Annotated in this window: 16 protein-coding genes, 1 other RNA gene and 1 pseudogene; 16 read left to right on the top strand and 2 right to left on the bottom strand. The window is 70.8% G+C overall.

The window, feature by feature from the left end:
- Positions 1–124: 124 nt before the first annotated feature.
- From JD276_RS08740 to JD276_RS08705, 8 genes are all read left to right on the top strand, one after another.
- The gene (locus tag JD276_RS08740; protein ID WP_200115265.1) at positions 125–2,791 is read left to right on the top strand and encodes a choice-of-anchor M domain-containing protein; all 2,667 of its coding nucleotides are present in this window, start codon (positions 125–127) and stop codon (positions 2,789–2,791) included.
- Positions 2,792–2,964: 173 nt separating this feature from the next.
- Positions 2,965–4,596, top strand: a complete 1,632-nt coding sequence (locus tag JD276_RS08735; protein ID WP_200115264.1) for an anchored repeat ABC transporter, substrate-binding protein — start codon at positions 2,965–2,967, stop codon at positions 4,594–4,596.
- The gene (locus tag JD276_RS08730) at positions 4,593–5,588 is read left to right on the top strand and encodes a choice-of-anchor M domain-containing protein (protein ID WP_200115263.1); all 996 of its coding nucleotides are present in this window, start codon (positions 4,593–4,595) and stop codon (positions 5,586–5,588) included. The genes JD276_RS08735 and JD276_RS08730 overlap by 4 nt, the downstream gene beginning before the upstream one ends.
- A complete protein-coding gene (locus JD276_RS08725; protein WP_200115262.1) occupies positions 5,585–6,406 on the top strand; it encodes an anchored repeat-type ABC transporter ATP-binding subunit in 822 nt (273 codons plus the stop codon). Before JD276_RS08730 ends, JD276_RS08725 begins: the two co-directional genes overlap by 4 nt.
- The gene (locus JD276_RS08720; RefSeq protein WP_233615506.1) at positions 6,406–7,377 is read left to right on the top strand and encodes an anchored repeat-type ABC transporter permease subunit; all 972 of its coding nucleotides are present in this window, start codon (positions 6,406–6,408) and stop codon (positions 7,375–7,377) included. The genes JD276_RS08725 and JD276_RS08720 overlap by 1 nt, the downstream gene beginning before the upstream one ends.
- Entirely contained in the window at positions 7,374–9,872 is a 2,499-nt protein-coding gene (locus JD276_RS08715) for a choice-of-anchor M domain-containing protein (RefSeq protein WP_200115261.1), read from the top strand. Before JD276_RS08720 ends, JD276_RS08715 begins: the two co-directional genes overlap by 4 nt.
- Positions 9,869–10,747: a lytic transglycosylase domain-containing protein gene (locus tag JD276_RS15935; protein ID WP_233615505.1), complete on the top strand. Its 879-nt coding sequence runs from the start codon at positions 9,869–9,871 to the stop codon at positions 10,745–10,747. Before JD276_RS08715 ends, JD276_RS15935 begins: the two co-directional genes overlap by 4 nt.
- 194 nt (positions 10,748–10,941) lie before the next feature.
- Positions 10,942–11,811, top strand: a complete 870-nt coding sequence (locus JD276_RS08705) for a PPK2 family polyphosphate kinase (protein WP_200115260.1) — start codon at positions 10,942–10,944, stop codon at positions 11,809–11,811.
- Here the strand turns inward: JD276_RS08705 and ffs are convergent.
- Positions 11,809–11,905: signal recognition particle sRNA small type (gene ffs, locus JD276_RS08700), an RNA gene on the bottom strand. The genes JD276_RS08705 and ffs overlap by 3 nt on opposite strands.
- 108 nt (positions 11,906–12,013) lie before the next feature.
- Between ffs and JD276_RS08695 the strand changes: the two genes are divergently transcribed.
- From JD276_RS08695 to mshC, 3 genes are read left to right on the top strand one after another with little or no spacing between them, the layout of a single operon-like run.
- Positions 12,014–13,384, top strand: a complete 1,371-nt coding sequence (locus JD276_RS08695; protein WP_200115259.1) for a M20/M25/M40 family metallo-hydrolase — start codon at positions 12,014–12,016, stop codon at positions 13,382–13,384.
- A 57-nt stretch (positions 13,385–13,441) separates the two neighbouring features.
- Positions 13,442–14,305, top strand: coding sequence for an undecaprenyl-diphosphate phosphatase (locus JD276_RS08690; protein WP_200115258.1), 864 nt, complete (start codon positions 13,442–13,444; stop codon positions 14,303–14,305).
- Positions 14,302–15,570, top strand: a complete 1,269-nt coding sequence (gene mshC, locus JD276_RS08685; protein ID WP_200115257.1) for a cysteine--1-D-myo-inosityl 2-amino-2-deoxy-alpha-D-glucopyranoside ligase — start codon at positions 14,302–14,304, stop codon at positions 15,568–15,570. The genes JD276_RS08690 and mshC overlap by 4 nt, the downstream gene beginning before the upstream one ends.
- 17 nt (positions 15,571–15,587) lie before the next feature.
- On the opposite strand, the gene JD276_RS08680 is transcribed toward mshC, so the two are convergent.
- Positions 15,588–16,544: a proteasome assembly chaperone family protein gene (locus JD276_RS08680; protein WP_307866507.1), complete on the bottom strand. Its 957-nt coding sequence runs from the start codon at positions 16,542–16,544 to the stop codon at positions 15,588–15,590.
- Between the two features lie 93 nt (positions 16,545–16,637).
- Here JD276_RS08680 and JD276_RS15930 point away from each other — a divergent pair.
- From JD276_RS15930 to JD276_RS08660, 5 genes and pseudogenes are all read left to right on the top strand, one after another.
- Positions 16,638–17,186, top strand: a pseudogene (locus JD276_RS15930) (HAD family hydrolase); the annotation flags it as partial.
- Positions 17,187–17,312: 126 nt separating this feature from the next.
- Positions 17,313–18,401 carry a tRNA (adenine-N1)-methyltransferase gene (locus JD276_RS15925; RefSeq protein ID WP_233615518.1) on the top strand — a complete coding sequence of 363 codons (1,089 nt, stop codon included), beginning with the start codon at positions 17,313–17,315 and terminating at the stop codon, positions 18,399–18,401.
- Between the two features lie 87 nt (positions 18,402–18,488).
- Positions 18,489–19,436: a peptidylprolyl isomerase gene (locus JD276_RS08670; RefSeq protein WP_200115255.1), complete on the top strand. Its 948-nt coding sequence runs from the start codon at positions 18,489–18,491 to the stop codon at positions 19,434–19,436.
- A gap of 40 nt (positions 19,437–19,476) precedes the next feature.
- A complete protein-coding gene (locus JD276_RS08665; RefSeq protein ID WP_200115254.1) occupies positions 19,477–20,547 on the top strand; it encodes a helix-turn-helix transcriptional regulator in 1,071 nt (356 codons plus the stop codon).
- A complete protein-coding gene (locus tag JD276_RS08660) occupies positions 20,540–21,508 on the top strand; it encodes a helix-turn-helix transcriptional regulator (protein WP_200115253.1) in 969 nt (322 codons plus the stop codon). The genes JD276_RS08665 and JD276_RS08660 overlap by 8 nt, the downstream gene beginning before the upstream one ends.
- Positions 21,509–21,530: the final 22 nt, after the last annotated feature.

The following is a 21,530-nucleotide window of genomic DNA, read 5'->3' as shown; positions in this document are numbered from 1 at the left end:
CGGCGCCGCCGGGGTGAAGCTCCGCCGGATGATTCGATCCTGGCCGCTTCCTGAGTGTGTATCGATAATGATTCTTGTTATTAACTATTCGGAACCCGCTGTTCCGGATGAGAAAGGCACATCAATGACCGTCTCTTCCCGCTTGCGAGGTGGCGCCGCAGTCGGCGCCCTCGCGCTTCTCGCCGGGTTGGCAGCTCCGACCCCGGCGTTCGCGGCGGAGGTGCTCGACGATCCGGTCACCCTCGACCGCGGCCACGTCGACACCTTCTTCCTCAACCTCGATGAGGACAACAATCCGCAGCTCATGCTGAAGGAGGACGTCACCGGAAACGGCGTGCTCCGCAGTCCCGAGAACGTGAACCTGCAGGTCAAGAGCGATGCCTACGCCATCAATCTGACCTCCGCAGATGCCCCCGCCGACGCGCCGCAGGATCTGTACTACCTGCCGCTGACCCCGCTCGACGACCCCGATCTCCTGTGGCCCGGTTGGGACAGCATGAACCTGCAGTCCCACTTCGGCTCCAACGCGACCGTGGACATCAACGTGGACGTGCAGGCGGCGCCGGACGGGGGAGAGGCCTACCTGTGGACCACCGGACGCGGGGGCACGCCTGTCCAGCGACTGAATGAGGGCTGGAAGCTCCCGGGCACCATCCACCAGTCCTCGCTCAACCACGAGCACATCAACTGGGGCTTCACCCAGCCCGGCACCTACACGCTGTCGGCCCAGGCCGACGTGGCGAGCGCCGACGGCAGCAAGACCGGCACCACCAACTCGGCCACCTACACCTTCACCGTGGTCCCCGCACCGCAGAGTCTGTCGATCTCCGGCGCCGACGGCGAGTTCGAGAGCGGCGAGCAGGTCACCCTGTCCGCTGTCCAGGCACCCGAGGGTGCGAACTTCGGCAGCTTCGCCTGGGAGACCCGCGCCTCGGACGATGCCGAGTGGCAGTTGCTCGACGGAGAGACCGCGGCGGCACTCACCGTCGCAGCAGCTGATGGCGCGCAGTACCGTGCGACCGTCTCGGGCGGCCGCGACTTCGGCGTCGACGGATTCGACCTGCCGCCGATCCAGGTCGTATCGGAGCCCGTGACGATCCAGGCGAGCGGCGACGAGACCCCCGCGACGACGATCTCGATCGAGGGCCTGGCCGATGCATACGAGGTGGGCGACACCGCTTCGCTGAATGCGGTGCAGGATCCTGAGACCGGTGAGGATCACTGGCACTGGTTCATCCAGCGCGCGGGCGATGAGGAGTTCTCCGTGATCTCGGGGGCGTCGACTGACGCGCTCGAGTACGAGGTCGCCGAGGGCGACCACGATGCGAAGATCAAGGCCGTGCTCTACGACCACGATCACGCCGTGGTCGCCGAGTCCGACCCGGTGGCGCTGAACGTTCCCAGCGAGGCTCCGGCGCCGGAGTACGACCTGACGATCTCGGGCCTCGCGCATCACTACCACCAGGGCAACCCCATCACCCTGACCGCCAACGCCGAGCCCGCCGTCGAAGGCGGCAGCTTCCGCTGGTACGTGCAGCGCGTGGACCAGGACGAGCCCGTCCGCGTCGACGGCGCTGCCGGAGCCCAGCTCCAGATGATCGCCGAGCAGGCGCTGAACAACGCCGAGGTCACCGCGGAACTGCTGGACGCCGACGGCAACGTGCTCGCAGCCGACGCGGTCACCGTGGAGGTGGACGACCACGGCGCCCCGGCGCACCAGCAGGTGACGGTCGGCGGCCTCTCCGACCACTACCACTCCGGCGACACCGCGACCCTCACGGCGAGCGTCGACCCGGAGTCGGTCCTCACCCGCTTCGAGTGGCTCGTGCAGCTGCCGGGTGAAGACGAGTGGACCACCGTGGAAGGCGAGAACTCGGCCGAGTACGCGTTCGAGGTCTCCGACGAGTTCGACGGCGCCCGGGTGATGGCCCGCCTCACCTACGACAACGGTGAGGAGTACGTCTCCTCCGAGCCGGTGACCATCCACGTCGAGAATCACGGCGAAGAGCCCGAGCCGCAGACCTCGATCACGATCGAGGGTCTGGCCGACGAGTATCAGATCGGCGACGTCGCGTCGCTGAACGCGGTGCAGGACCCTGAGACCGGTGAGGATCACTGGCACTGGTTCATCCAGCGCGCGGGCGATGAGGAGTTCTCCGTGATCTCGGGGGCGTCGACCGACGCGCTCGAGTACGAGGTCGCCGAGGGCGACCACGATGCGAAGATCAAGGCCGTGCTCTACGACCACGATCACGCGGTGGTCGCCGAGTCCGACCCGGTCTCGCTCAACGTGGCCGAGGATTCCGAGCCGGCCCCGCAGACCTCGATCACGATCGAGGGCCTGGCCGACGAGTATCAGATCGGTGACGTCGCCTCGCTGAACGCGGTGCAGGATCCCGAGACCGGTGAGGATCACTGGCACTGGTTCATCCAGCGCTCAGGCGATGACGAGTTCTCCGTTCTGAACGGCGCCCTCAGCGACGCCCTCGAGTACGAGATCGTCGACGGCGATGACGGCGCGCAGATCAAGGCCGTGCTCTACGACCACGATCACGCCGTGGTCGCGGAGTCCGACGCCGTCACCCTCAACGTCGGCGACGACCCGGGCCAGGGCCCGGGCGACGAGGGCGAGAACGGGAACGGCAACGGTGCCGGGGGCGGTGCAGGCGGCCTCGCCAGCACCGGCGGCGAGCTGACCGGCTACGTGCTCGGGGGAGCCCTGCTCCTCGTCGCAGGCGCCGGAACCGTGCTCGCGGCCCGCAAGCGCTCGCTGCGGGGCACCGCCGAGTAATCGGCGCCCTCGCGCGAGCATCGTCCGGTGTGGCCGGTGCCATCCCCCGGCATCGGCCACACCGACATCCATTCGGAACAGAACCGAACAGAACCGATCAGAGAGCCCGCCCGCGGCGGAACGACCGTCGATCGCCTCGAGTAGAGACAGAGAGCCACCAGATCCCCGTGCGAATGCGACCCCTCACCCTCGGCACGGCCGCAGTGCTCGCGACAGCGCTGCTCGCCGGCTGTGCGTCGTCTCCAATCGCGGGAGGCGATGACGACGGGCGCGTCAACGTCGTCACGACGACCGGAATCCTCGCCGATCTGACCCGGAACGTCGCCGGCGATCGCGCGAACGTCACCGCGCTCGTCCCCGAGGGCGGCGACCCGCACAGCTACGAGCCCACGCTCCGCGACATCCGCGACATCGTGTACGCCGACGTCGCCCTCTCCAACTACCTCATGCTCGAGGAGCAGAACCTCATCACAGCCCTCGACACCAACCTCCCCGACGACGTTCCGAACGTGGCGCTCGCGGAGGACGCGGTGAAATACGCCGCGGAGATCATCCCGCTCGTCGAGGACGTGTCGCTCGACACCATCTGGCTCGGGTTGCGCGTCAAAGGCGACGGCGCCGACCTGGGGGCGACCCGCGCTTCCGACGTCTACCTCTCGGCTACGAACGTGCGGGGCCAGGGGGAGCTCACCGCATACCTGACCGGCAGCTTCGGCGACATCGATGTCTACTTCGACTCCAGCGACGGCTTCGACGCCTCGGGCGGCTACCGCGACGACTCGGTGATCCTGCCGCCTGCCGCGCACACGCACCTCAGCTGGGCCTTCACCGAGCCGGGCATCTACACGCTCGACCTGCAGGCGAAGCTGCAGGTCTCCGCCGACCAGAAACCCGTCCCCATCGCGACCGGACGGGTCGTGTTCGCCGTGGGTGTGGATCCGTACTCGGTGCCCGGGAAGGAGGACGCGTACGTGCTGAACGCCGGTCACTCCGATCTCACCGTCGACCTCGACGCCCGGGAGTTCGAGGTGCTCCTCGACCACGAGCACGGGTCCGGCGACGTGCACCAGGAGTTCTTCCCCGTCGACGACGTCGTCGTGGAGGTGCCCAACACGGCAAGGCACGAGATTCCCGGAGACCCCGCCTACCGCTTCCTCGGGCGCGCCGGCGATCCGGTCTACCAGCTCCCGCAAGCGGTGCTCGGCAAGCACGTGCACGGCGAGATCGACCCGCACCTGTGGCAGAACGTCGGCAACGCCATGTCGTACGTCGAGATCATCCGCGACACCCTCATCGAAGTCGATCCGGACGGCGGGGCCGAGTACCGTAGGAACTCGGACGCCTACCTGAAGGAACTCGAGGCGCTCGACGCGGAAGTGCGGGACACGATCGCCGATGTGCCCGAGGGCAGACGCACGCTCGTCACCACGCACGACGCGTTCGGATACCTCGCCCAGGCTTACGACGTGCAGATCTCCGGATTCGTCACCCCCAATCCGGCGGTCGAACCGTCGCTGGCGGAACGCAAGCGCCTCACCGAGACGATCCGCAACCTCCATGTACCCGCCGTGTTCCTCGAGCCGAACCTCGCCTCCCGGTCGTCGACCCTCGTCGAGGTCGCCAAGGAGCAGGGGATCGAGGTGTGCCCCATCTACGGGGACGCGTTCGATCAGAACGTCACCACCTACATCGAGATGATGCGATTCAACGCGAACTCGCTCCGCGACTGCCTCGGCACAGGCGGCGGTAGCGGCCACACCGATACCGCCGACACCGGCACTGCAGAGGAGACCCCGGAACCATGACGCGCACACCAGTGACCCAGCGACGCGACCGGCTCAGGCGCGCGGCACGAGGCCTCGCCGGTGCGATCGCCGCCGCTGCGCTGCTGCCGGTGGCGCTCATGGGAGGAGCCGCTCACGCGCAGGAGGACGACGGGCTCGCCCAGGTCCTCGATCCCGACCAGGCTCAGGGCACCGGCCAGGTGGTGCGCGACGCCGGGCACGTCGACTTCGGCCCGACCCTCAACACGGGCGAGTGGCGCATCCAGATCCACGACGACACCGACGTGCCCCGCCTGTGGCGCAACCTCGAAGACGTCGTGCTGCAGGTGAACGATGCCTCGATCAGCCAGGTGCCGGACTCCGAGGAGTTCGCCTTCCTCGGCCTCGACCCGGGAAGCGACGTCTGGATCGTCCCGCAGGTCCAGGAACCCGACGTCATCTGGGCCGGATGGAACACCCAGGAGCCGACCGTGCTCGAGAACCTCGATCTCGGGGTGACGCTCAGCATGCTCGGCGTCGAGGGGCCCGGGGAGCTCACCGTCTTCCTGCAGAGCGGCAACTTCGGAGACACCGAACCCCTGTGGTCGACGCTCGACGCCTTCCCCCAGGACACCTGGATCGAGGTGAACACCCACACCCACGCGAACTGGGTGTTCAGCGAACCGGGCATCTACCTCGTGGAGGTGCAGATCGACGGCGAGCTCGCCTCCGGAGAGATGGTCTCGGCACGCGACACCCTCCGCTTCTCGGTGGGCGACGCCACCGACCCGCAGGAAGCGTTCGGAGCGGAGATCGACGAGGCCCTCGTCGCGGATGCCGCGCCCGAGGACACCCTCCCTGATGGACCGGCGACGGAGTCCGAGGGCGACGGCGGTTTGAGCCTGCTCATCTGGATCGTGGTCGGTGCCGTCGGGGTCGGCCTCGTGATCGCGATCCTCGTCGTCATCGTCAGCACACGCAGAGCCAAGTCCCGTGCCCGAGCCGCCCGAGCCGCGCAGGAGACCGAACGATGACCGCCGTAGACCTGCGAAGCTCCGAATCGGAGCGCCCGACGACGGTCTCCGCCGGGAGGCGTGCAACGGAGCCCAGCGCACTGCAGGTCAGCGGGCTGGGTGTGCGCCTCGGCGGACGCGAGGTGCTCGACGACGTGAACTTCACCCTCGACCGGGGAGAGTTCATGGGGCTCATCGGCCCCAACGGGGCGGGGAAGACCACCACGATCCGGGCCGTTCTCGGCCTGATCCGGTCCCGCACCGGTGAGATCCGGGTCGACGGCAGCACCGGCCACGCGGCCAGATCCCGCATCGGATACGTGCCGCAGCGGCACGAGTTCGCCTGGGACTTGCCGATCACCGTCGAAGAGACGGTCATGACGGGCCGCATTCGTCGCATCGGCTGGTTCCGGCGGCCGAAAGCCGTCGACTTCGAGGCGGCCGCCGAGGCACTCGACCGCGTCCACATGAGCCACCTGGCCGAGCGACCGGTCGGCGAGCTCTCCGGCGGGCAGCGTCAGCGTGTGCTCGTCGCGCGGGCGCTCGCGCTGTATCCGGCGCTCCTGCTGCTCGACGAACCCTTCACCGGGCTCGACATGCCGACCCAAGAACTCCTGCTCGAGCTCTTCCAGCAGCTCTCGCAGGAGGACAAGGCGGTGCTGATGACCACACACGACCTCGTCGGCGCGATCCACGAGTGCTCGCGCCTGTGCCTCATCAACCGCACCATCATCGCCGATGCCCCGCCTTCGGCTCTGCGGGAACCCGAAGCGTGGATGCGCACGTTCGAGATCAGGGCGTCGAACCCCGTGCTGAGGACACTGGGGGTGGCCGGCTGATGCTCTCGCCCGTCGACTTCATCCAGGATCTGCTCAATCCCGACCTGCGGTTCCTGCCGAAGGCGCTCGTCATCGCCGTCATGTCGAGCGTCGTGTGCGGGGTGATCGGCTGCTACGTCGTGCTGCGCGGTATGGCGTTCATCGGCGACGCCGTCGCCCACGCCGTCTTCCCCGGGCTCGCGGTCGCGTTCGTGATCCAGGGCAACCTCGTGCTCGGCGGCGCCGTCGCGGGCGTGCTCACCGCGATCCTCGTCGCCGTGTTCTCGCAGAACCGCCGGATCAAGGAGGACTCCATCATCGGCGTCTTCTTCGTCGCCGCGTTCGCCCTGGGCATCGTGATCATCTCGATGTCACCCGGCTACTCCGGCTCTCTGCAGCAGTTCCTGTTCGGCTCGATCACCGGCATCCCGGACGAGGACCTCTACACCGTCGCGATCACCGGCGTCGTACTCCTGCTGGTCCTGTTCCTGTTCCACAAGGAGTTCGTCGCCGTCACTCTCGACCGCGAGATGGCGCGGGCGACGGGAATCCCGGTGTTCGTGCTCGACCTGCTGCTGTACGTCATGGTCGCGATCGCGATCGTGATCTCCATCCAGACCATCGGCAACATCCTCGTGCTCGCGCTGCTGATCACCCCCGCGGCTGCGGCCCGGCTGCTCACCGACCGGCTGGCGGTCATGATGCTGCTCGCCCCGATCATCGGCGGGCTGTCGGCACTCGTGGGCATGTACGTGTCGTGGAGCTTCGACCTGCCCGTCGGCGGCATGATCGTGCTCGTCGCGACGGTCGTGTTCCTGCTGGCGTGGTTCTTCGCGCCGCGCCACGGCCTGCTCGCGAGGCGCTTGCGCAGCCGGACGTCCGAGGAGCGCACGCCGATGCCGAGCACACTGGCGTCGGGCGAGCACGTCCCGGAGACGCCGGTGATCCTTCCGTCGCCTCCTCGAGCATCGGAGCAGGAGAAGACCACATGAGTGCGACGTCGTCGCTCCGCAACGCGCGGATGCGCGTCGTGCCCACGATCCTCCTCGCCTTCCTGTTCGTGATCGTCGGACTCGGCGGCGCTCCCACCGCCGCCACCGCGATCGACACGGACGACGGGACCGGGGCCGGTTCGCTCCTGAACGCGGTCGACCCCTCGGCCGAGATCCCCGTCCCGGCCGGCCAGTCGGATCAGCCGGCTCCCGCGAGCAGAGAGAAGCGCGTGCTCGAGGACGTGCACACCGACGCGGTGTCGGCGTTCCTCGACAGCGGCACACTGGTCGCGGGGAGCCAGGCCGATGTGGACGGGGAGGTCGCCAAGCGTCTGGAGACCGAAGAGCTCCTGTTCCACCTCAGCGACGCGGGGAAGGACACCATCCGGAACGCGCAGGACCGCTGGGCGTTCATCGGCGAGGTCGGCGACGAGTACTGGATGGCGCCGGAAGTGCGTGAGAGCGGCATCATCTGGCCGGGATTCAGCACCGAAGACCCGAAACTCGCCGCAGGCGGCGTGACGCACGTCGACGTGCGCCTGGCGAACCTCGAAGGGCCGGGTCGCGTCGAGCTCGCCGCAGGCGCACCTCGCGGCGGAATCGACCGCCTCTTCAGCTCCGAGGAGGATCTCGGCGCCTGGCGGCTCAACGTCCCTCGCCACGTGCACGCCTTCTGGGTGTTCACGCAGCCCGGCACCTACACGCTCACCTTCGAGCTCACCGCGAACGGCCAGAAAGCACAGAACGACTACACCTTCGTCGTCGGCGACCTCGCCGAGCACACGCAGCCGACCTCGGTGTCGCTCGAGGCGGGCAGCCGGAGCATCGAGCAGGGGGAACCGGTGCTGCTCACCGCGAACGTCGATCCGGCGAACGCCGCGGGCGCCGTGCAGTTCCGCGACAACTCCACGGGTACCGTGCTCGGGCACACCCCGGTCGTCGACGGGCAGGCGCAGTTCAGAGCCGACGCGCTGAACCCCGGCAACCACCAGATCGTCGCCGAGTTCGTCCCCACCTGGAGCACCGACTTCGATCCGTCGAGCTCGGGCTCGGTGAACCTGCGAGTCGATGGGGAGGCGCAGCAGCGACCATCGCACGACGACACCACCCCGGTGCCGCCGGGGGAGATCGGCAAGCAGCAGCCCGGCGCGAACGTCACTGTCACCAGCCCCGAAGTGGTCACCGGATACGACGTCAGTGCCCAACTCGAGAACTCCGCGCTCGCGGGACACTGGGTGTCCGTCTGGCTGACGGGCCAGGATCCGGCCTGGCGCGGCTGGGTGCAGGCCGATCAGCGAGGTGCGTTCACCGTGAACCTGCAGGGTGCGAAAGCGCAGAAGGACCAGCAGTTCGTCGTGAAAGACGCCGAGGGAAACTTCGTCGGCTGGGACACGTTCGATATCGTCGATCCTTCCGGCGGCGGCGGCAACAACCCTGGTGGCGGCGATAACCCGGGTGGGGGCGGGAACAACCCCGGCGGAGGCGGCAACACCCCAGGCGGTGGCGGTGGCGGATCCGCCGGCAACCGCGCCCCGGCCCAGGACTGCCGCCCCGATGTGACCCTGGACCACGGCCACATCGACGCGTTCTACGTGTCGTCCGCGAACGGGACCGCGGTCATGCAGCTGATGGAGGACGTCACCGGGCACCGTGTGATGCGCGCGCCCGAGACCACGCTGATGAAGGTGAAGGAATCTGCGCTCGGCACCGTCGGCGGCGCCCCGTCCGGCGTCCCGGGCCGCGGATACTGGCTGCCGCTCAGTCAGGACATGAACCTGATCTGGCCGGGATGGGATACCAACACCACACGGCCCAGCGGCCACACCGATGTCTCGATCAACATCACCGGAGTCGACGGCCCCGGCACGGTGAGCCTGTACACCGACGACAAATGGGGCGGGAAGAAGCCGCTGCTGAACGGCGGCCGGTACAACCTCCCTGGCACCATCCGAGTTCCGGAGCCCGCGCACACGCACGCGCACTGGGTGTTCAGCGACAGGGGCATCTACAAGCTGACCGCCAACGCGGTGGTCACCAACCCCGGCACCGGCCAATCGCTGCAGACCGCGACGCACACGTACGTCTTCCAGGTCGGCGACGCTCCGCTCGGCGACGCCTTCTGCGGGCTGAACGCGCACAATGCCGGCGAGGCCGCAGCGGTGAACGCGGCCGTCCACGACTACGCCGAGGAAGCCCTGGCGGCCGCGCAGGCGGACGCGGAGGCCGAATCGGAAGAGGACCGGAAGCGGAACGCTCGGGGCTCGCGCGCGGGCGGCCGAGGGGGGAGCGACGCCGCCGGCGGCTTCCTCGACGACCTCTTCGGGGGTGACGGGCCGAGCCCGGCTCTGCTCGCCGGTCTCCTGGGACTCGGCGGCGGTCTCGCCCTCGCCGGGATCACCGGTGGCACCGTCTGGTATGTGGTCAGACTGAGAAGGACGATCCCGGGCGACGGGTCGCCGGGTGCGGTGCCGGACGGCGCGGTGTCGGCGGTATGACGCACGGCGACTTCGACCGCGTCATCGCGGAAGCCGCGCGTGAGGAGGAGACCAGGCGACCGTCTGCGTTCCGCTCGCGGGAACCGAGACGGAGAGGGAACGCCTGGGGGCTCGTGACGGCCGCCGGCGTCGCCGTGCTCGGGGTCGGCCTGGTCGCCGGCGCGGGGATCGCCCTCCACGAGGTCGGGCGTACCGAAGCCGCCCCCGCCCCTGCTGAGGTCACCGAGGAATCCGACGATGCCGCAGCACCGACGTCGGTGATCCCGCCCGATCAGGGAGTCGACCGGGAGACGCCGGAAGAGCAGGGCAGCATCACGGCCCTCGTGAACACGTCGTGGTCGGATCCGCTCGCCGAGCAGGCGGGGATCTCGTATCGGGCCATGCGCGCGTACGCGGGAGCCGCTGTCCACATGTCCACCGAACAACCCGGATGTGGCATCGGATGGAACACGCTCGCCGGCATCGGGTGGGTCGAATCCGAGCACGGCACGATCGACGGCGGCAGCATCGCCGGGAACGGACGGGCCTCCCCGCCGATCGTCGGCATCCCGCTCGACGGCACGAGCACCGACCGCATCCACGACACCGACGAGGGAGCGCTCGACGGCGACCCGGTGTGGGATCGCGCCGTGGGTCCGATGCAGTTCATCCCCTCCACCTGGGCGACCTGGGGCGCCGACGGCAACGGCGATGGGATCGAGGACCCGCAGCACATCGACGACAGCGCGCTCGCCGCAGCCCGGTATCTGTGCGAGGTCGGGGGCGACCTGCGGCAGCCGGAGAACTGGATCGCGGCCGTCGCCGCGTACAACGACACCGTCGAGTACAACAACCGGGTCGCCGACGCCGCGGATCACTACGCGTCGGTCGGGTGAACCGAGCCTCATCGGTACGACGCCCTCGTTCCAGGGGGCCGCCTCTGACGAGCGCTGAGCGCCTTCCTCTCGACGACTACCCTCGCGGCGAGCGCGTCGGAGAGTTCTGCGTCGCCTGCATCGGGTCGGCCGAGGCGAGTGTTCTTGCCGAGCGCGCGCCGCGCTACAGTGAGGGGGACGAACTGGGAGGCCGCATGTCCGCATCGTTCTGGAGTGCCGAGGTCGCGGAGCTGTTGCGCGTTGGCCCGGGTGTCCGGCTGCGCGAGATCGATCCCGACTCGACGCCGGGCACGGGTGCCGATCGCAAACAGGGGGAAGCGGAGCTGGCCCGCGCCGCACAGGAGCTGCGCGAACTGCAGGAGAAGCTCTTCGCGCAGAGCCGGTCCGGGGCGCGGGATCGCCTGCTCGTCGTGCTGCAGGCCATGGACGCCGCGGGCAAGGGCGGCATCGTGAACCACGTCTTCGCGCAGCTCGAGCCGTACGGGCTCGAGCTCACGGCGTTCAAGGCCCCGACCGCGCAGGAGCGCGAGCACGACTTCCTCTGGCGCGTGGAGTCGCGAGTCCCGGGGCCGGGCGTCATCGGACTGTTCGACCGCTCGCATTACGAGGACGTCCTCGTGCAGCGGGTGCGGGGCCTCGCCCCGCCGCAGGAGATCGAGCGGCGGTACGGGGCGATCGCCGAATTCGAGCGGCGCATCGCTGAGGACGGCGTGCGGATCCTGAAGATCATGCTGCACATCTCGCCCGAGGAGCAGGGGGAGCGCCTGCTCGCGAGGCTCGACGACCCCGAGAAGCACTGGAAGTACAACGCCGGCGACGTCGACGAGCGGGCCTTCTGGGCGGAGTACATGGAGGCGTTCCAGATCGCGATCGAGCGGACGGACGCGCCCCACGCGCCCTGGTTCGTGGTGCCCGCGAACGCCAAGTGGTACGCGCGCGCCGCGGTGCAGCGGCTCGTGGTGACGGAGCTGCGGAGGATGAGCCCCGACTGGCCCGAGGCCGACTTCGACGTGGCCGAGCAGCGGGCGCGGGTGGAGCGCACCCTCGACCTGACCTGGCCGTGACAAGACCCCCTGCGCACCTGGCAGAGCCCCGGTGCCCTTGCTGCATTTCTGCCCTGGGGGAGTTCCCGGAGATGCCACCGCGCAGGGGGCCGCACCAGTCTAGCGGACGGCGTTCGGGATCGCGGCCGGAACGGGGGCGGGGCGCGACGTCGCGGGGCGTCATCTCAGCCCGGGCCGCGCCCGGGCTCGGTACGCTGGAGGCATGAGCAGCGAGACCGAGCGCCAGGAGCACGACGAGCAGGCCGATCGGCGCGAGCGGGCGCATCGCCCCGACCTCTCCGAGACGGCGCGCATCGCGCGCGATCTCATCCGCTTCGACACGTCGAACCGCGGCGGAGGCGACGCGAACCCCGAGCGGCCGGCGGCCGACTACGTCGCCGCCTTCCTGCGCGAGCTCGGGCTCGAGCCGACGATCGTCGAGTCCGCCCCCGGCCGCGCGAGCGTGGTGGCCAGGGTCCCGGGCGCCGACCCCGAGCTGCCGGCGATGGTGCTGCACGGCCACCTCGACGTGGTGCCGGCGGACCCGGCGAACTGGAGCGTCGACCCGTTCGCCGGTGAGATCCGCGACGGCATGCTGTGGGGCCGTGGCGCCGTGGACATGAAGGACATGGACGCGATGATGCTCACGGCGGTCGCCGAGCTGCTGCGCGCCGGCGAGCGTCCGCGGCGCGACGTCATCCTCGCATTCTTCGCCGACGAGGAGAACGGCGGCGTCTTCGGGTCGCACCACCTCGTGGAGCACCACCCCGAGCTCTTCGCGGGCGCGGCGACCGCGATCAGCGAGGTGGGCGGCTACTCCATCGACCTCGAGGGCACCCGCGCCTACCTCATCCAGACGGGCGAGAAAGCCCTCGACTGGATCCGCCTGCGGGCCCGCGGCACCGCCGCCCACGGCTCCCGCGTGTGGCACGACAACGCGGTCACCCGGCTCGCGGAGGCCGTCGCGGCCCTCGGCCGGCACGAGTGGCCCGTCGCCCTCTGCGACACCACCCGCGAGCTGGTCACCGAGATCGCCCGCATCCTGGGCGAGAACCCGGCCGAGATCGACGCGCAGACCGACGCCGAGCAGCTGGTGCTGCGGGCGGGCAAGGGCGCCGGCTTCATCCACGCGAGCCTGCGCAACACGACGAATCCCACCGTGCTCGCCGCAGGCTACAAGCACAACGTGATCCCCGACACGGCCGAGGCGCTCGTCGACGTCCGCTCCCTCCCCGAGGACCAGGCCGATGTGCTGGCGCGCGTGCAGAGCATCGTCGGCGACGACATCGAGATCGAGGCGGTGCACTCCGACATCGGGCTCGAGGTCCCGTTCGCCGGGGAGCTCGTCGAGGCGATGACCGCCAGCCTGCGTCGGCACGACCCCGAGGCCCGCGTCCTCCCATACCTGCTCTCGGGCGGGACCGACAACAAGGCGCTCTCCCTCCTCGGGATCACCGGCTACGGATTCGTGCCGCTCCGCCTGCCCGCCGATCTCGACTTCCCCGGCATGTTCCACGGCGTCGACGAGCGGGTACCGCTCGACGCGCTCGACTTCGGGCACCGCGTGCTCGTCGACCTGCTTCGCAGCTACTGACGCTGTAGGGTGGACGGCGGCCTGCGCTGAGACGGGCGCGCCACTGGAAGGGAAAGCATGGGTATCTTCGAGGCGATCATCCTCGGCATCATCCAGGGGCTCACCGAGTTCCTGCCGATCTCGTCGAGCGCGCACCTGCGCATCTCGAGCGAGCTGCTGGGGATCGGCGACGCCGGGGCCGCCTTCACCGCGATCACGCAGATCGGCACCGAGGCGGCGGTCATCGTCTTCTTCTGGCGCGACATCGTGCGCATCATCGGGCGCTGGTTCCGCTCGCTCGCGGGCTCCGTGCCGCGGCGCGACCCCGACGCGCTCATGGGCTGGTGGATCATCCTCGGCAGCCTGCCGATCGTGGTCGGCGGCCTCCTCTTCGAGGACGCCATCGACACGACCCTCCGGTCGCTGTGGTTCGTCGCCTTCACGCTCATCTTCTTCGGCCTGCTGCTCGGCCTCGCCGACCGCGTCGGCCGCAAGACCCGCCCCCTCGAGAAGCTGACGTGGAAGCACGGCCTCATCTACGGCTTCGCGCAGGCGATGGCCCTGATCCCCGGCGTCTCGCGCTCGGGCGGCACCATCACGGCCGGCCTGCTCATGGGCTACACCCGCGAGGCCGCGGCGCGCTACTCCTTCCTGCTCGCGATCCCGGCGGTGCTCGGGTCGGGCGGCTACAAGCTGGTCAAGTCGGTGGGCGATCCCGCCGCGACGCCGATGCTCGAGACGCTCGTGGCGACCGTGGTCGCCTTCCTCGTGGCGCTCGTGGTGATCGGGTTCTTCATGCGGTACATCTCCAAGCGCAGCTTCATGCCCTTCGTCGTGTACCGGGTGCTGCTCGGGATCGCGATCATCGTGCTGCTCAGCACGGGCGTGCTGTCGCCGGAGAGCGGCGCGTCGGTCGCCGAGGCCGCCGGAGGTGCGCAGTGAGAACCTGGACCCCGCCCGCAGTGCCCGAGCTCCCCGGCGAGGGCGTCGCCCCACGCCTCTTCAACACCGCCACGGGAAGGCTCGAGCACCCGGCCATCCCGGAGGGCCGCGCGACGCTGTACGTCTGCGGCATCACCCCCTACGACGCGACCCATCTCGGGCACGCCTTCACCTACCTCGCCTTCGACGTGCTCCAGCGCGCCTGGCGGGACGCCGGGCTCGACGTGGTCTACGCCCAGAACATCACCGACATCGACGACCCGCTGCTCGAGCGCGCGAACGACACCGGCGTCGACTGGCGGCAGCTCGCCGACGAGCAGATCGGTCTCTACCGCTCCGACATGCACCGCATGGGGATGATCCCGCCGCAGCACTTCGTCGCCGTCACCGAGCAGATCGACGAGATCGCGGCAGGGGTGGACCGGCTGCGCGAGATCGGGCTCGCCTATCCGGTGCCCACTGAGGGCGCGGCCGGGGACGACCTCTACTTCGACACCGCCGGGGCCGAGCGCGCCACGCAGTGGCGCCTCGGGGACGTCGCGCCCTACGACCGCGAGACCATGGAGCGCTTCAGCGCCGAGCGCGGCGGGGATCCGGATCGACCGGGCAAGCGGGACCCCCTCGACCCGCTGCTGTGGCGCGCCGCCCGCGAGGGCGAGCCCAGCTGGGAGACCGTGCTGGGCGAGGGCCGTCCCGGGTGGCACATCGAGTGCTCCGTCATCGCGACGGACGCCCTCGGCAGCGCCTTCACGGTGCAGGGCGGCGGCGCAGACCTGGTCTTCCCGCACCACGAGTACACCGCGGCGCACGCCACCGCTCTCTCCGGCACCCCGCTGGCGCACGCCTACTGCCACGCCGGCCTGGTGGGCTACCACGGCCACAAGATGTCGAAGTCGCGGGGCAATCTGGTGTTCGTCTCGAAGCTGCTGAACGGTGGAGCAGATCCGTCGGCGATCCGGCTCGGCCTGCTCGCGCACCACTACCGCTCCGAGTGGGAGTGGCGCGACGGCGACCTCGGCGTCGCGGCGCGGAGGCTGGACGCCTGGAAGGCCGGGCTCGAGCGCGCGAGCGCTGATCCGGCGAACGCGACCGCCGTGCTGGCGCAGCTGCGCGCCGCCCTCGCCAACGACCTCGACACACCGGTGATGCTCGCGATCCTCGACGCCGCCCTCGACCGCGGGGTCGACCGGCCGGAGCTGATCGCCGACGCCGTCGAAGCGCTGCTCGGAGTCCGGCTGGTCGAGCGGGAGCCCGTCGCGCCCTGAGCGCGAGGGCCGCGGAGCTACTCCTCCTCGCCCGGCTCGCCCCGCTGCTCCGGGTCCTCGGGATCCTCGAGCCGCGCGGAGTGCTGGTCGGGCTGCTCGAGGAACTTCTCGAACTCGAGGGCGAGCGCGTCCCCGGTCGTCTCCGCGGCGAGCGCCTCGTCGCGCGACTCCTCGAGCCGCCGGATGTACTGGGTCATCTCCTCGTCGGTCGCGGCGATGCGGTCGATGTTCGCCTCCCACTCGGTCGCCTCGTCGAGCAGGGCCCCGCGCGGGATCACGACGTCGAGCAGCTCCTCGAGCTTGTCGAGCAGCGCGAGCGTCGCCTTCGGGGAGGGGGCGCTGTGCACGTAGTGGGGCACCTGGGCCCAGAGGGAGACGGCCGAGATGCCGGCTTCGGCGAGCGCGAGGTCCACGACGGTGGCGATGCCGACCGGGCCCTCGTAGCTGCTGCGCTTCGCCCCGGTCTCGGCGCGGCGCTTCGCGCTCTCGGTCGAGATCGAGGTGACGATGGGGCGGGAGTGCGGCGCGTCCGAGTACATCGCGCCGAGCAGGATGACCGTGTCAATGCCCCAGATGTCGATGACCTCGACGACCTGCTCGGCGAACGACTGCCAGTCCCGCGCGGGCTCGACGCCCGCGAGCAGGAACAGGTCGGTGACGCGGGTGCCGTCGAGGCGCCGCACCGTCTCCGCCGCCGGGTCCTCGGGCTCGGCCGGGCGCTGCACCGAGCCGTAGAGCCTCGTGTCGGGCCAGTCGAGCACGCGGTTGCCGTCCTCGTCGAAGGCGATCTTCGGGCGGTGCACCTGGAAGTCGACGTACCCCTCCGAACCGATCGTGTGCAGCACCTCGGCGTCGATGAGCTCGCCGAGGTGCTGCAGCACGGTGGTCGTGGCGGCTCCGGCGTCGCTCCACCCCTCGAACGCGGCGATGAGCACGCGCGGCGGAGCGGCGGGGATCTCGGAGGGCGTGGTCACGTCTGGCGGGGCTCCTTGACTCGGGCGGGTTCTCAGCGGCGCGACGGGGCGCTGCTCTCAGGATAGTCCTCACGAGTCGGTAGACTCGTGAGAATGACTGCCACGCAACTCTCCGCCGTGCTCTGGGACATGGACGGCACGTTGATCGACACCGAGCCGCTGTGGCTGGAGGCCGAGCTCTCGATGCTCGCCCGCTACGGGATCGAGCTGAGCGACGCGCTCCGCGAGGAGCTGATCGGCTCGGGGCTGTGGTCGGCCGCCGAGCGCTTCCGCGAGGCCGGCGTGCCGTTGGAGGCCGACGAGATCGTCGCCGAGTGGGTCGACGGCGTGATCGCCGGACTGGACCGCCAGGGCCCCGAGTGGCGCCCCGGCGCGGTCGAGCTGCTCGCCTCCCTCGGCGAGGCCGGGATCCCGTGCGCGCTGGTCACCATGTCGGTCCGGTCCCTCGCCGAGCACGTGATCTCGCTGCTGCCGGCCGGGGGCTTCGACCTGCTGATCCCGGGCGACGAGGTCGAGCACGAGAAGCCGCACCCGGATCCCTACCTGCGCGGCGCTGAGGGCCTGGGCGTGCCCATCGAGCAGTGCATCGCCCTCGAGGACTCCCGCACCGGCCTGCGCGCCGCCGCGGCGTCAGGAGCCGTCGCCATCGGGATCCCGAACCTCGTGAGCCTCGACGAGGCGCCCGCGCACGCGCGCTGGACCTCTCTCGACGGCGTCGACGCGGAGGCGCTGCGTCATCGGTTCGCCGAGCTGCGCGAGCGGCAGCCGCTGCCGGCGGACGCTCCGGCCCTGAGCGGCCCGTTCCGGTACGGGGATCGCGTGCAGCTGACCGGTCCGAAGGGCCGCCTGAACACGATCACGCTGGTGCGCGAGGGCGAGTTCCACAGCCACCGCGGCGTCGTCCGGCACGAGTCCATCGTCGGCCTCCCCGACGCCTCCGTGGTGGAGAACAGCAGCGGCGAGGAGTACCTGGTCCTGCGGCCGCTGCTGTCCGACTTCGTGATGTCGATGCCGCGGGGCGCGGCGATCGTGTACCCGAAGGACGCCGCGCAGATCCTCTCGCTGGCCGACGTCTTCCCGGGGGCGCGGGTCGTCGAGGCCGGCGTCGGCTCCGGCGCGCTCTCGCTGCACCTGCTGCGGGCGATCGGACCCGAGGGGGAACTGTTCTCGTTCGAGCGGCGCGAGGAGTTCGCGGAGATCGCGAAGGCCAACGCCGAGGCGTTCGCGGGCGGCGCCCCGCGCAACTGGACGGTCTCCGTCGGCGATCTGCAGGAGGCGCTGCCCGAGCGGTGCGCCGAGGGATCGGTCGACCGGGTCGTGCTCGACATGCTCGCCCCGTGGGAGTGCGTCGCCCCGGCCGCGGACGCGCTCAAGCCGGGGGGCGTGCTGATCTGCTACGTCGCCACGGTCACCCAGCTCTCCCGCACGGTGGAGGAGCTGCGGCGCTCGGGCCGCTTCACCCACCCCCAGTCCTCGGAGACGATGGTGCGCGGCTGGCACGTCGAGGGGCTCGCGGTGCGCCCCGACCACCGCATGGTCGCGCACACCGGCTTCCTCGTCACCGCGCGCCGGCTCGCCCCGGGGACCGTGCTGCCCGATCTCAAGCGACGCGCGTCCAAGAGCGACTTCGACGACGCCGATCTCGCCTCGTGGACGCCGGACCTGGTGGACGGCGACGGCAGCATCTGGACCCCGGACGTCGTGGGGGAGCGCGGGAAGAGCGACAGGGTGCTGCGGAAGAAGGTGCGCGAGGCGCGGCGTCTCGCCGAGCAGGGCCGGGACGGGGAGCCGGGCGCCGGAGCGGAGGCGGGCCCCGGAGCGGACGCGGGCGCCGGCCCCGCCGCCGCGGGCGAGTGACGCCGCGGCGCGTGCGCCCGAGCTTTGCCGTGGGCGCCCGCGCGCGGATAGGATAGCCGGGTTCTTACACTCACGCGAGAGGTTCACATGCGACGTCGAATCGTGCCCGCCACCGCTGCGATTGCACTGCTGCTGGGCGGGGCCACCGCTTGCAGCTCAGCCACCCCGGCCGAGAGCTGCGCGCCGACGCTGGAGCCCGGCGCGCTGAGCGACAACGTGACCGTGCTCGGCGAGGTCGGCGCGACGCCCGAGGTGACGATCCCCGACGACATGGTGATCACGAACTGGCAGCGCACCGTCGTCTCCGAGGGCGAGGATCGCAGCGCCGTCGCGACCGAGGGCTCCCTCGCCACCATCAACCTCGCGTTCTTCGACTCGAAGAGCGGGGAGCTGCTCGACGAGGCGATCGGCCGCGACGCCGAGCGCGGCGCGAGCTTCGTGCTGGTGGATCGCGACGTGCCGAACCCGATCGGCGAGGCCGTGCGCTGCGCGGCGCCCGGCGACCGCGTCGTCGTCGCGATGTCACCCGAGGACAGCGCCCAGATGGGCGCGCAGTTCGGCCTCAGCGAGGGCGCGTCCCTCGTCTCGGTCGTCGACGTCGTGGCGCTGAGCGAGCCGGAGATCGACGGGCGGGCGAAGGGCCTGCCGTCGGGCTTCCCCGCGGTGGTGACCGACGACAGCGGGCAGCCCGGCGTGGTGCTGCCGCCGCGCGATCTGCCCGCGGGCAAGCACTCCGCGACGCGCATCGCGGGCGACGGACCCGAGGTCCGCGCCGACGACTCGGTCATCGCCGACGTGCTCGTGGTGGACGCCGAGACCGGCGCCGTCGCCACCGACCCCGCGACGGGCCAGCCCTTCAACTCCTGGGAGAGCGGTACGCCTCGCCCCCTCTACACCGAGGACCAGATGGGGCAGTCGGGCGTGACCTTCCGCGACGAGATCACGGGCAAGAAGGTCGGCTCGCAGGTCGTGGTCGTCGAGAACGACGAGCAGGGATCGCGGGTCAGCGTCGTCAACATCCTCGGCATCGGCTGACGGACCAGAGGGCCCACCTCTGCAGAACTGAAGGAGATCGGTGGCGGCAGCCGCGACACGGAGCACGGTTCCGGGCGAGCAACGGGTCTTCAGCCTCGTGCTCGCACTGGTGGCGAGCCCGGAGGGCGTCACGAAGCGCGGCCTGCTCTCGAGCGTCTACGGGTACTCCGACCGGTTCAGGCACGGAGAGAAGATGGTCGCGCTCGAGCGGCAGTTCGAGCGCGACAAGGATCAGCTGCGCAGCCTCGGGATCCCGATCGACACGCTGGACTCCCCGCTGGAGCCCGGGAACACCCAGCTGACGAGGTACCGCATCTCGAAGGAGCGGCTGCAGATCCCGAGCGGCCTCCGCTTCACCGAGCGCGAGCTCACGCTGCTGCGCCTCGCTGCGCTCGCGTGGCGGGAGGGGAGCCTGACCGCCGAGGCGCGGCGGGCGACCATGAAGCTCGAGGCGCTCGGCGCCGGACTCGACGTGCAGCACCTCGGGGTCGCACCGCGCATCGAGATCACCGATCCAGCGGCGCCCGCGCTCCGGCGGGCGATCGACGAGGGCCGGGTGACCCGCTTCGACTACCTGATGCCCGGTCGGGACGTCCCGCTCGCGCGCACGGTCGCGCCCCTGCGCCTGCACCGCGCCGACGGGCGCTGGCACCTGATCGCGCACGATCTCGACCGCGACGCCGATCGGGTGTTCCTGCTCTCCAGGATCGTCGGCGAGGTGAGACCGACCTCGCGGCGCTACGATCCCGGGCTGCTGCGCGGCGCCGACGAGGTGGTCGCCGAGCTCCTCCGCCGGGAGCGGGAGCAGCTCGCCGTCGTGCGGGTGCTGCCCGGGACCGTCGCCGAGGCCCGGCTCGTGCCCCGAGCCGTCGAGGTCTCCGAGGGCGGACGGATCGTCCTCGGCACGCTCGACTACTACGAGCACGCGCTGGCCGACGAGCTGGCGGGCTACGGCGGCGACGTGACGGTGCTCGATCCCGAGCCGCTGCGCGCCGCGGTGATCGACCGGCTGCGCTCCATCGCCGAGCGGCACCGGCGGGAGGCCGAGGAGGCGGGCGGCACGGGCGGATCGGCGCGGACGAGCGCCCCGGGGGAGGAGCATCGTGCGTGACGACCTCACCACGGCGGACCGGGTCGTGCTGCTGCTCGCCCTGGTGCCGTACCTCGACGAGCACGGCCCCACGCCCCTCGCCGAGCTCGCGGAGGCGTTCGACGTCGACGCGGAGCAGCTGCGCGGGCTCGTGCGCTTCCTCGGCACCGCGGGGGTTCCCGGCGAGACGCTGAGCTATCAGCACGAGGACCTCTTCGACATCGACTGGTCGGCGCTCGAGGATCACGACGTCGTGAGCCTCACCCGCATCGTCGCGGTCGACGACGCGCCGAGGTTCGCGCCGGCCGAGACGGCGGCGCTGATCGCCGGGCTGCAGTCGCTCACGGCCATGCTGCCCGAGGCCGACGCGGAGATCGCCAGGCGCACCGCTGCGAAGCTCGGCGCCGCCCTCGACGCCCCCGACCGGCCGACCGCGATCTCGGTGACGGCCGATCCGCAGGACGCGCGGGTCCCGGTGCTCGTGGCGGCGATGGACGCCGGGCGGCAGGTGGCCTTCGGGTACCGCGACGCCCTCGGCGCGGAGACCCGCAGGACCGTCGACCCGCTGCGCCTCTCCCAGGGCGCGGGCGTGTGGTACCTGCGGGCCTTCTGCCGCGATCGCGACGGCGAGCGGACCTTCCGGGTCGACCGGATGACCGACCCGCGGGTGCTGGCCGAGGCCGCCGAGCATCACCCGGCCGCCGCCCCCGACCCGACGCCGTCGCCCCGCTCGGAGGGCCGGGCGGGCGTCCTCGCCCGGGTGCGCGAGACCGCGCTCGCGCGCATCGCCGGCTTCGGCCCGCAGGTCGTGCGGGCCGCGGATCCCGGGTGGGTGAGCGTGCGGGTCGAGCTCGGGCACCCGCGCACGGCGGTGGCGCTCGTGCAGCACGCTCCGGGAGAGGTGATCGTCGAGGAGCCGGCCGAGGCGCGCGAGGCGGTGCGCACGTGGGCGGAGCGTGCGCTCGCGCAGTACGACGCGTAGCGGCGTCTCCCGCCCGGCTGGT

The sequence above is a fragment of the Leucobacter chromiisoli genome (assembly GCF_016522505.1).
Classification (GTDB): domain Bacteria; phylum Actinomycetota; class Actinomycetes; order Actinomycetales; family Microbacteriaceae; genus Leucobacter; species Leucobacter chromiisoli.
Note: the sequence above shows the minus strand (reverse complement) of the source record. Positions and strands in the feature narration are given on the sequence as shown.